This window comes from Fictibacillus nanhaiensis (genome assembly GCF_023715445.1).
In the GTDB taxonomy this organism is placed as follows: Bacteria; Bacillota; Bacilli; order Bacillales; family Fictibacillaceae; genus Fictibacillus; species Fictibacillus nanhaiensis_D.
Map to the genome: position 1 here is coordinate 1 of NZ_JAMBOD010000024.1, position 11,462 is coordinate 11,462.

Sequence of the window (11,462 nt, forward strand, 5' to 3'; positions counted from 1 at the left end):
TTATCATCCATTCTCGCGAGATTGTTTCAACTTACAATTGATAACTGAACCGAATTCCATCTTCACACACCTTATAAACAGAAAAACCATGCCCAAATTATTGGGCATGGTTTACTTTATGCATTAATTTTCTTCATTCAAAGGTGTTTCTACCAAATCCGGAACAGATTGAGTCTCAATCTGGCCATTTTCTGATTCCTTTGAAGTGGTTTGCTCGGTTGGTGCAGATTCATCTTCAGTTGGCTCTTCGACTGCAGGTGCTTCTTCTGCAGGCGTTGTTTCCTCTGGTGTTTCAGCTGCTGGCTCTTCTGCTTGAGGTTGTTCCTCTACCGTTTGTGCTTCTGTTGGAGCATCCGCCTCTGCAGCAGGAGCAGGCTGTTCAGCTGCAGGTGCCTCTTCTGCCGGTGCCTCTTCTGCCGCAGCAGCGTCAGGAGTTACGACGTACACCATTCTCTCTTCTGGAGAATAAGAAACTTCGAAACCGAATGCTTCTGAAATGTCACGGATTGGAAGCATCGTTGTACCGTTGTCTAGGATGACAGGTCGGTTGAAGTAAATGTATTTTCCGTTAAGCGAGACGGTTCTCAGTTCAAGGTTGATCACCATTGTCTGATCGTCTTTCACAGCCGTTACGACATGGTCTTTATATGTTACGGTTGCGCCCATCGCAGTTAACAGGTTACGAAGCGGCAAGTACACCGTGTCGTAGCCATAGAAATGAGCTGGTGGATCAAAGGTTTGTTTCTCACCATTTAGGGTTACACCCACAGGATTCGGATCTTTTATGTGTGAATATCTGACATAATTATCGGTGATCGAAACGGTATATGTCGTGCCATTCCACTTCGTTTCGGCACCGAGCGCGTCTGCGACGAATCGGATCGGCACTACCGTGTGGCCGTCGATAATCTCAGGTGCTGTGTCAAACGTGATGGTTGATGTACCTTTTGCAGAGACAACCGTTGCTGTCTTGGATCCGATTTTTAACGTAATCGTTCGGTCCCATCTTGTTGCTTTGATTTCTTGGGTGGCATCGTTAAACTTCACTGTCGTACCCAGCTGTTCAAAGACACCGCGTAGTGGAACGTAAGTGCGATCATTTTTCATAAATGGCTCTTTCTCATAAGAGAACAGCTTGCCATTGAGGTACACGGTTACTTTTTGTTCCGGCTTGTAGCGCGGACTTTTCACATAAAGCTTGTAGCCCTCTTGTGCCACATATAAGCCGACATATTTATTCTGCGACCAAATCGCAGGGTATTCTGAAACGGGAACGTGCGTGTTTCCAGCGTAGTTCCCAAGTTCAGGGGTAAAACCAGGTCGCTTGTATTTGATGATAAACCAGTCGGTGAATCCGCCGCCTGAAGGATTCGAACCTGGATAGATCAAACGGTATCCGGTCATATTTCCGATGGCTTTGGCATACGCATGATCGCGGTCATACCAGCTGCCTGTCTGGTGGAAGTTCCAGTACAGGATCTCACCGCTTGAGTGGTAGGCTACCGCCATCTCAGGATTGATCTGATTTGTAAAGTTCACAATTGCTTTTGATTCCTTCTGGTTCACAGGTGCTGTTCCTTTGTAGTTGCTCCAGGAAGGTTTGCCTGTATTGTTCTTGATGTTCGCCCAATCCGCATCATACTGGCGGTTCAGGTCGACACCGCGCGCATTGGCTTTCCAGCGTTTGAAATCGGTGCTTCCCTCGTTCATATTGATCAATTTCCAATGGTCAGCAGATGGAAACTTGGACAGTCCGTATTGCTGAAGGGTTACACCATCCGGGTTCACCATCGGCACGAACCACATCGTCGTTTTGTTCAGGATATCGCGGACGTTGTATTTGCCGAGATAATCCCCATTCGTATAGGCAGTCGCGTACTCATCGATCATGTCCATGGACAGATTGGTTGTGATCCATTCACGGGCATGATGAGAACTGTTAACGAACACATTTGCATTGCCTTTTCCGAGTTTGATCGCGTAGATCGGACGGTTGTATTCACTGCGCCCGATTTCCTTATAGCTGATCAATCCAGGATAATGAGCGGCAAGTTCTTTCATGTCTGTAATCATCTCATCGTATGTATAGAACTGATTCGGATTCACCAAATCGTGTGACGCCTCCGCTTTTTGGCCTCCCGTAAAACCAAACACGGAAAACATGGAGACGATCAGACAAAGAGCTATGAAACTATGAAATTGTCGTTTCCCCAAAAATATTCTCCCCTTCCAAAATTAAGCTACCTTTGTAGCGTATAAGTAATATGTTTTAACGTCAATGTCAAAAAGTCTTATATTTTGTCAAATTATTGTTACAAAACATCTAATATTTGCCTGCTATATAATTTTCTCTGCTAAATAACAAAAACCTGCCCAGATTTGGACAGGTTCTTGTTAGGATGTGTTACTTAGTATCCTTAATATCGGCTATACTTCCATAATGTTTAATGTTTTAAAACGTTTTTTTACTAATTAATATATCGGTCCAACATCGCGGAAAATTCGGCTCGAGTGATCGGGTTTCCCGGCCGGAAAGTGCCGTCCTCATATCCACCGACGATATCGTTCGCCAAGACTTTTTGAATGGAATCATATGCCCAATATCCTTGCTTTACATCAGGGAACGATTTCGTTGTCGTACCTTTTAATTGATAAGCTCTTTGAACGATCGCAGCCATTTCGCCACGCGTCAACGTTCCGTTCGGTCTGAACGTATTATCAGGATATCCGTTTATCGCACCGATTTCAGCGATCGCAGCAATTTTATCGTAGCCAAATATTGCTGTTGATACGTCACTGAATCCTGGATTTTCGACGTTCGTCGTGTCTAATCCCATTTGCTTTGCAATCATGATGGCCGCCTGAACCCGGGTGATGTTATCGTTAGGTCCAAACTGGCCGTTCTGGTAGCCGTTAATAATCGATTGACTGGATAGTCTTAAGATTGATGTTTTCGCCCATGGTGCTTTATTTAAATCTGTAAACACAGGCTCCACATAAGTAGTGTCATAGATTGCCTGCAATTTTTCAACATAGATCGTACCTTTATTTTGCTTCGTTACGTCTGTTTCCGCCATATAAAGCCTTTTGAACTTAATCGGGAATGCCAGATTAGAATCTAGCTTTGCTTCTCGATAGCCCCAACCGTCCCAAGTCATTCCGCCTTGTGCTGTAAAATCAATTCTTTGCGTTTGTCCTTTGGCATCAATAATTTCACCGCGCAGCCAGTGATCTGACGCATCATTATGAACCCAAACGCCGATTGACTTCGGTGTTCCTTTAACAGAGATGGATTGTTTCGCTGTTAGATAAGCTGCTGTTGTTCCGCCGCCGCTGTTTAAGAAGTCGTAATCTATTCGTGCCGCTGACCCTTCTCTTGCATAATAGGTATCAGAAGAAAGTGTTACTTTTGCAAGCGCTCCTTCTACTTGCCAGTTGCTTAACGAATTGAACGTATCAAGCGATAAAAACTTTGTTCCTGCAGGTACAGAACTTGTTACTTCTACAGGAATTTTGGCTGTAGCATTACCGTAGCTCGCAACAATCGTCCCTTTACCCTCTTTTTTCGCATAAAAGACGTTTCCTTGCATGGTCCCTACATCCCCTTCAACCGTCCACGTTAGCTGGGAGGCTGATAGATTAAGAGGATTATAGTTTTCATCCAGTGCATATTTTAACGATACTGGTGCGCTCATTCCAACTTCTAAGGAAGGAGCAGCTCCCAGCACCAACATATTTGCTGTTCCTGCTGCTGCTGTGTTTACAACTTCTAAAATTGCTGAAACCACACGTTCCGACCCATCAGATGGCACGTTCATAAGGACAGGTTCAGAAGCACCATATGGACGCGCAACCATCGTTGACGAACCACCGCCATCCAAATTCATCGCGTAATCTGCACCAAGTGAGATCATATAGTTGGCCATGGCTGTCAGAGATGAACCTTTACTCGTAGACGTACCTTTATCGTTAACAACAAAAAATAGTTTCTTCGTGTCCTGGTCATACCCTACAACGGTACGTGCATTAGGTCCATAGACAAAATAGTCCTTCGAAGACATTGAAATCTCAACATTTCCGTTCCGAACCAGCATTGGACCGCTGCCTAAAATAAATTTTGCATCCTGCCATTTAGATTCGATATTCGCAGCAACAGAAACCGTATCGCCTAGTTTCACGCTTTTGAGCTGGTCAGATAAAGTGCCGCCTGCAAACGAAACGACCATTCCATCCGTTGGTATCGTATGATTCGCAGTTTGACCTAATCTTGTGATTGCAGAAACCGTCCCTGTAATTGTGTCACCAAATCCGATTTGTGCAGGATTCTTAGACGTATTAGTGATGACGATTTCCGTCCCCCATTGGTTCGTACCAGTAGTAGATAATTTATTATTCTTATTATAAAGTATTCCTTTTTCCGCTTCACGTATGTTGTTCATACTATAAATAGGAAGTGTTTGTCCGTTAAAGTTGAATGATAGACTAGGACGTGTATAATCAATGATCGGTTCTCCATCTGCCCCAATTCCAAAACCAACTGCTACATTCATAGGTGACGCAGCATCTCCGGTTACAACACCATAATTAATAATTTTATTGTCTTGCGAAAGAATACCTGTCGGCTGATACCCATAATCAGCATCGCCAGTTCCGGTTCTCATAAAAAAGGATGCATTCACCGCTCCAGCTACATAATGCCCGGCACGGTTATCTAGTTTTGCCCTTTTTGATACGGTCATTAAACTGCTAATAGGATTTGGAACTCCAATTTTTATTTGTGTATTAGGATCCTGTCCCCACTTCGTTTCTAGCATATAAATATCTTGAGGATTTCCGCTGTTATATGTAATTTTTTTATATGTTGCAGCTTTTGATAGCTTATACTCCTTTACGGTTTTCCCGTTTTCAAAGTCTGAAGCATCTGTTGAAGTAGCCCCTAGCATCGCCTGACCGGCCATCAATAAAGCCAAAATAGCCCCTGTTTGTTTTTTAAATCTCTTCCCCCGCATTACATTCTCCCCCATACCATGATGAAAATTTTACCAACATATTCTATTTTATAATAGATTCCATAGATTGCAAGATTATGTAAAAATATAGGGAAAAAGCACTAAAATTGTTTTGTTAGGAAAATAAATGTAGATTTATGTTGGTTTTTCTAGTTTGTTAATTCTAACAGTAAAAAAGCACCCCGATTCTGAACAAATTCGCTTCTTCATATAATGTAAAACCGCTTTTCTATAAAACATGAAGGGGAACATTAATATGAAGAGTAAATTCCTGACTGTACTTGTCTTATTTTTTACGATCTCTTTATTTGTCCTGGTTAAACCAGCAAAAGCAGATCATGGGAACTCTCTCATTTTCGCGGCACACAATGACCAGATCTTATTCAATCTCCAACCTGCACCAAGAGTAGTCAATGGCACTTCATATGTACCGGTCAGGTCGTTCAGCAGTCACTTAGGATTTAAGGTTGAATGGGAGGAACCTACACGAAAGGTTATACTTACAAAAGGAAACAAAGTCATTGTTTTAGATACTGTGAAGAAACAGCTCATAAATGGATCATCCACTGTTTCGTTTTCCTATATAAACATCAATAATAGTTTGCTCGTTCCTTACCGCCAGATTAGTGAGGCTTTTGGATACGAAGTGACTTATTTACAAAAAGGTCCGATCGCCCGTGTTTCTGATACTAACGTAGTATTTACGTTAGAGCAGCTTTACGAAAAGAACAAAATCCAAATTGAAGCATACCGCAAAGCACATACACCACCGCCTCCATCGAAGCCGCCTGCACCAGCAGCAGCCAAAAGAGCCTTCCTTACCTTTGATGACGGACCAAACAAACATACAGCTGGAATTCTTGATTTTCTAAAAACAAACAACTTGAAAGCGACGTTCTTTGTACTTAAGCCGAGTGTCGACGGCAATCCAACGCTCATTAAACGCATGTTTAACGAAGGTCATACCATCGCCTGCCATGGCGTCACTCATGATAAATATAAGTTCTACAGTTCGCCCGCCGCCGCTGTTGGGGAGATGCGTTCTTGTTTTGATTCAGTGAAAAAGATTACGGGGGGATCTCCTTCAAACGTTATCCGCACCCCATACGGAAGCAAGCCGTATATGACAGAGGCGTTTCGTACGGCGATGAATCAAGCGGGCTATAAAATGTGGGACTGGAACGTGGACAGCATGGATTGGAATCATAATAATGCTGCGAAGACAAGTTCATACACGAACGAGCAGATTAACGCGGTGGTGAAAACAGGCGCGGCTCCACTCATCCTTTTACACGATCGAGCGGATACGGTAGCCATTTTGAAGTCGATCACGGCGAATTTGAAGAACAAAGGCTATACATCTGTGCCCATTACCGCCTCCATCCAGCCTTATAACTTCTGGAACAAGTATGTATTAAAATAAATAAGGTAGAAATGGAGTCCATTTCCTTCTATTTAAAGGATAGGGAGACATAATCTCACAGGAATTGCAGATACTCTCACAAAAATGGATGATATTCTCGCGAGAATTCGCCTTAATCTCACGAAAATTTCAATATACTCGCGAGCCGACAATCGTCGGCAACCCCCACACACAAAAAAGGGTGCCTCACATTGAGACACCCTCTTCTTATTTAAAACTCTAAATATAATTTTAACCAATCCGAACTATACACATTCCATTCGCCATAACGCTTGATTAGGTAGTACTCCCCAGAGCGGTCATCTGAGAACTCATCAATCACATTGCCTTCAGCGTCTTTTTGAACGTAATCGATAATGAAATTTTCAACATTTACTTTCACTAAACGAGATGATACCGCTTCTACTCCCATAGAAGGATGTGACGCGATCTCACCAGTTAATGTTTCACCAGCGTCGAAAATAAATGTATCGATGAACCAAGCATCATATGCACCCGTTTCATAACCTAATCCAAATCGTGTTAACTCATTCACTTCATACAATCCATCAACGTTTTGAGCATTTAAAGCAGTAAGTGTATCGGATTCACTGCTTAAAATAAGACCCGTTACTTCTTCATCAGTTGGAAGATCAATATTTTCAAGCCATAACGCACGCTTTAGCATAACAGAAGCTTCCGAACGTTTCGCATTGCTGTCAGGTTCTACCGTAGTAGTCGTCTTTCCTCTCAAGATATCCACTCCGCTTACTTCACGGATATACTTGTAAGCCCAGTGGCTCGTTTTTAGGTCAGAGAAGCTTTTCGGAGTCCCATCTTCAAACGTCACGGATGGATCAAATGCAATTTTGATGATCTTCGCGATTTCAGCACGCGTTATATTCATATCTGGTTTGAATTCCGTGTCTGTTTTACCGTTGATGATGCCAAGCGCACTTGCGATGTTGATCTCTTCCTTCGCCCAGTGCTTGCCAATATCAGTGAAAGCTTTACCTGGTTTATCCGTTTCTAACTCAAGTGCACGAACGACTAAAGTAGTAAATTGCGCACGTGTAATTTTTGCTTCGGGTTGTAAATATAGGAGATCATCCGCGCCACGTACCCCTCTGATGATATCGGCTTGAAGCATGTTCTCCATGTCTTCTTGTGACCAGTGGCCTTCAATGTCTTCCGCCGAATAGTAATACCACGGATCCGGAAAATATTCTTCGTCCTCATTTGCTAAAGCAGTTTGTCCAAACGGTGAAACCAATAGTGCTGCAGCTAATACGCCACCGATAAACTTTTTCATCGACGCTATCCCCTTATTCTCATAATTTGTTATTACAGGAAAATTTTATATCCATTACGGATTATTGTCTTGCATCTAATTTACTATTTCTATTGACAGAAAGAGCTATATTTTAATAATTTACGAGTTTGTAAGAAAAGCTTTGAGTAAACTCAAAGCTCCTATTCTTCCCAAGCTTCTTCCCAATCCTCGTAAAGCCACCATTTCAAATAGTCATTTGTGTACACTTTCCATGATCCATCACGCTTTACTAAGTGATAAATGCCTGATAAATCTTGAGTTTCCGTTCCATTTAGGATATTTCCAGTTTTCTCGCCAGTTTCTTCATCAATTTCTGGATAGGTAAACGTATTTTCAACTTTTAAGTTCTGAACATTCACTTTAGCAAAACGAGTGGAAGATGCCATTACTGTAAGTGTCGGTTCACCTACAATTTTGTAAATATCCTCATATTCCTGCATTTCCTCAAACCACCAACGGTTCATTTCATTAAAATCAACGGTCATGGTATAAGCCATACCGTAGTGATTTTGTTCATTCATAAGCATAAGCGCATCGATATCACGGTTATTGTACGCTTCATACCCTGCACGCTCGTTATCCATGATAAACGTTGTTAATTGTGCAGGGTTTGGTTTACCAACTTCCTCTTTCCATAAAGCACGGTGAATCATGACAGCTGCTTCAGCACGCTTTGCAGTCTTATCTGGAGAAACGGTTGTTTTGCTGGTTCCGCTTACAATTCCTACTTTTGTAGCTTTACGAATTTCATCATACGCCCAGTGTGTGCTCTTTAAGTCCGTAAAGTTTAATGCGGTTCCTTTTTCAAAAGCAACGGTCGGTTCAAATGCTCTTACTACGATCGCTGCGATTTCAGCACGCGTGATCTTGCCTTCAGGATCAAACGTTGTTGCCGTTTTACCGTTAACAATTCCTAAAACACTTGCCGTATTGATCTCATTCTGTGCCCAGTGTCCTTTTGTGTCCGTAAAGTTAATGCCTTGCTTGGTTGTTTCAAGTTCAAGCGCACGAACGATCATTGTCACGAATTCCGCTCTCTTAACAGTGTTTTCCGGATTTAAATATAAGTAGATTTCACCTCTTTTACGGTCTTCAATTTGCTGACCCTTTAAGATATCCGCTTGAAGCAAATCCAGCATTTCTGTTTCAGCCCAATGTCCCCACGTATCATCCGGATAATAGAAATCTATTGGATTCTTGTATTCCTCCGCTTTAACGGGTGAAGCTAGTGATCCAGCAATAATTGCTGCACTTAATAAACCACCAATAAACTTTTTCAAAAAAGTTCCCCTCATTTCAAAATATTATACATTACGGAAAAATTTTATAATTTTTTCATCAGTTTGTCCTATGCTATTAGTCCTATCTTTTGAAAATAAATGCTCGCATAATTCTTGATATAGAGGGCTTTTGAGGAGGTGTTACGTTTCGTCATTATTCAACAATATTATTTTTCTTCTAAATAAAAAGTTAACCCTATTAATTATGTTATGAAAGTAAAAAAGAGTCTCATCCTTTTAGATGAGTCTCCCTTTTATTCTTATTCTTTTTTCATCAGCTTCTCCAAAACGTTACTGAAGATCACTTTATCAGAGATGTTAAGCTCTTTTTTCGCTTGATCATAAGCTGGTTTACAAAGGTTGATATCTGTAATCTGACCTGTCTTGCCATCAAAACACGTTCCTTTATCAAAGAATCCGTCCGTTGAGGATTTGTATGTGTAGTCTCCATTCGTAAACGAGAGATCACGCTGGATGACAAGTTGGTTTTTCTCCTCGAAAAGGTTGCCGCCCATCTGGAAACGGTCGTCGAACGGAACGCCGAGTGCATGGAGAATGGTAGGTGAAAGGTCGAGCTGGCCGCCTGTTCTCTCATACACGCCTTTTGCTTCGTCGTTCGGCAAGTGCATCACGAGCGGCACTTCATGGAACGTTTTTTCGATATTGTACGGAGTGAAATCTTCCCCAGCAATCTTCATCATCGCTTCATTACTATCGACACCGTAGTCATGGTCCCCATAAAGGAGCAGGACGGTTTCATCCCACAGGTTTTCTTTTTTAAGTCGTTCAACAAGCATGCCAACCGCTTCATCCACATAGTGAACGGAATGCAGATAGTCGCCGACGATTGATCCTTCATATTCCCCTACATCTAGCGTACGGAATTTAGACTGAATGTTATACGGGTGGTGGCTTGTGAGTGCGACCATAAATCCGTAGAACGGTTTTTTCATTTTCACTAGTTCGTCCACTGATTGCTGCATGAACGGCTTGTCCCCAAGCGTCCAGCCTGCGATTTCTCCGTCTTTGAAATCCCCTTCACCGAAGAAGTGGTCGAATCCGTAGTTGTCATACACGACATAACGGTTCCAGAAACTCTTTTTGTAAGCATGGAAAGCAGCAGTTTCGTAGCCGTTTTGTTTTAAGATTCCTGGCAATGAGTCAAATGTGTTGCTCGGATAACGAACATACACCGATCCCGAGTATAACGGATGAAGGGATGCATTCGCCAGGAACTCTGCATCAGATGTACGTCCCTGTCCCGTTTGAAGTGAGAAGTTCGGGAAGTACATGCTGTCATTGATGAGTTTATTGATATTCGGCGTGATTTCTTCGCCGTTGATCTTTTGGTTGATCACGAAGTTTTGAAAAGCTTCGAGTTGGATCATGATCACGTTTTTATCTTTAGCAACACCATAAAATGGCGTTTCCTTGCTCATCTCTTTTTGATGATCGTTGAACCAGTTTTCAATCTCTTTTGATTCTTTTGCTGAGATTTTCTTTTGTTCGAAAACAGCCTCGTTCACATACCGGTACATGTCAAAGCCATGAAAGCCAAGTAAGCCGGTTTGACTATACAGAGCCATGTTATACCAATTGCTCGCAAAAAGTGCCGATCCGTACTTTTTTGTGTATTCGTTAATCGGGCTCATGACGAAGAGGTATCCGATGATGAATGCAGCAAGACCGAGTGCCCCTCGTGTTACGGCACGAGCTTTCAGGTGGCCGTTTCCGCGTTTGATCAAAATGATGACCAGTGGTGTTAAAACGATCAGGTCCATTATGAAAATGATGTCTTTTGCTTGGAATAAATCTAGTATACTACCAGAAATCGCACCGACCTGATTGGCTTGAGAAAGCACGGTCATCGACAAAAGATCGTTGAAATAGCGGTAGTAGATCAGGTCCCCGACGATTAAAAACGTAAGGACCGCGTTAAGTATAAGTAAGCTGATCCAGCGTTTGCTTTGTTTTAAGAAAAGCGTCCAAAATGAAACAAGCAGGAGTGCTCCGACGCTGATTAAGGTAAGACCTGCATAGAAACCGACGATGGTTCCTTCATTTATGAGTTGGCCGAGGCTTTCTTTTATGTAGCCGACGAGCCCAGCTCGAGCAAAAACGGTATCGGAAAACGCGCCAAATAAGTAGAGTTTAAGAAAAACAGCGATTAGAAAGGCTCCGTAAAAAAAGAAGTCCCATCCCCAACGCTTGAAACCTTGTAAAATCATTCACTTGTATCCCCTTTCAGTACCTCTCTCATTTTACATTTATATATAAAAAAGGGCAATCGTTCCTGATGGTGGTTTGCAGGTTTTTAGGTGGTGGTTTCACATCTGATTGGTGCTTGTGAAGGTGTTGAAGGTGTCGAACTGTGTCGGCTCGCGAGTATATTGAAATTTTCGTTAGATTAAGCAAAAACTCGTGAGATTACATCGAAT

General features: G+C 42.3%; 6 protein-coding genes. 1 reads left to right on the forward strand and 5 read right to left on the reverse strand.

Annotation, left to right across the window (positions count from 1 at the left end; translation table 11 throughout):
• Positions 1–123: 123 nt before the first annotated feature.
• Positions 124–2,214 carry a stalk domain-containing protein gene (locus M3196_RS21570; RefSeq protein ID WP_251324351.1) on the reverse strand — a complete coding sequence of 697 codons (2,091 nt, stop codon included), beginning with the start codon at positions 2,212–2,214 and terminating at the stop codon, positions 124–126.
• Positions 2,215–2,468: 254 nt separating this feature from the next.
• A complete protein-coding gene (locus M3196_RS21575; RefSeq protein WP_251324352.1) occupies positions 2,469–5,009 on the reverse strand; it encodes an S-layer homology domain-containing protein in 2,541 nt (846 codons plus the stop codon).
• Between the two features lie 256 nt (positions 5,010–5,265).
• On the opposite strand from M3196_RS21575, the gene M3196_RS21580 reads away from it, so the two are divergent.
• The gene (locus M3196_RS21580; RefSeq protein WP_251324353.1) at positions 5,266–6,432 is read left to right on the forward strand and encodes a polysaccharide deacetylase family protein; all 1,167 of its coding nucleotides are present in this window, start codon (positions 5,266–5,268) and stop codon (positions 6,430–6,432) included.
• Between the two features lie 211 nt (positions 6,433–6,643).
• On the opposite strand, the gene M3196_RS21585 is transcribed toward M3196_RS21580, so the two are convergent.
• From M3196_RS21585 to M3196_RS21595, 3 genes are all read right to left on the reverse strand, one after another.
• Positions 6,644–7,723 carry an S-layer homology domain-containing protein gene (locus M3196_RS21585; RefSeq protein ID WP_251324354.1) on the reverse strand — a complete coding sequence of 360 codons (1,080 nt, stop codon included), beginning with the start codon at positions 7,721–7,723 and terminating at the stop codon, positions 6,644–6,646.
• A gap of 161 nt (positions 7,724–7,884) precedes the next feature.
• Positions 7,885–9,024, reverse strand: coding sequence for an S-layer homology domain-containing protein (locus M3196_RS21590; protein ID WP_251324355.1), 1,140 nt, complete (start codon positions 9,022–9,024; stop codon positions 7,885–7,887).
• Positions 9,025–9,284: 260 nt separating this feature from the next.
• Positions 9,285–11,252: an LTA synthase family protein gene (locus tag M3196_RS21595; RefSeq protein WP_251324356.1), complete on the reverse strand. Its 1,968-nt coding sequence runs from the start codon at positions 11,250–11,252 to the stop codon at positions 9,285–9,287.
• Between the last annotated feature and the right edge of the window lie 210 nt (positions 11,253–11,462).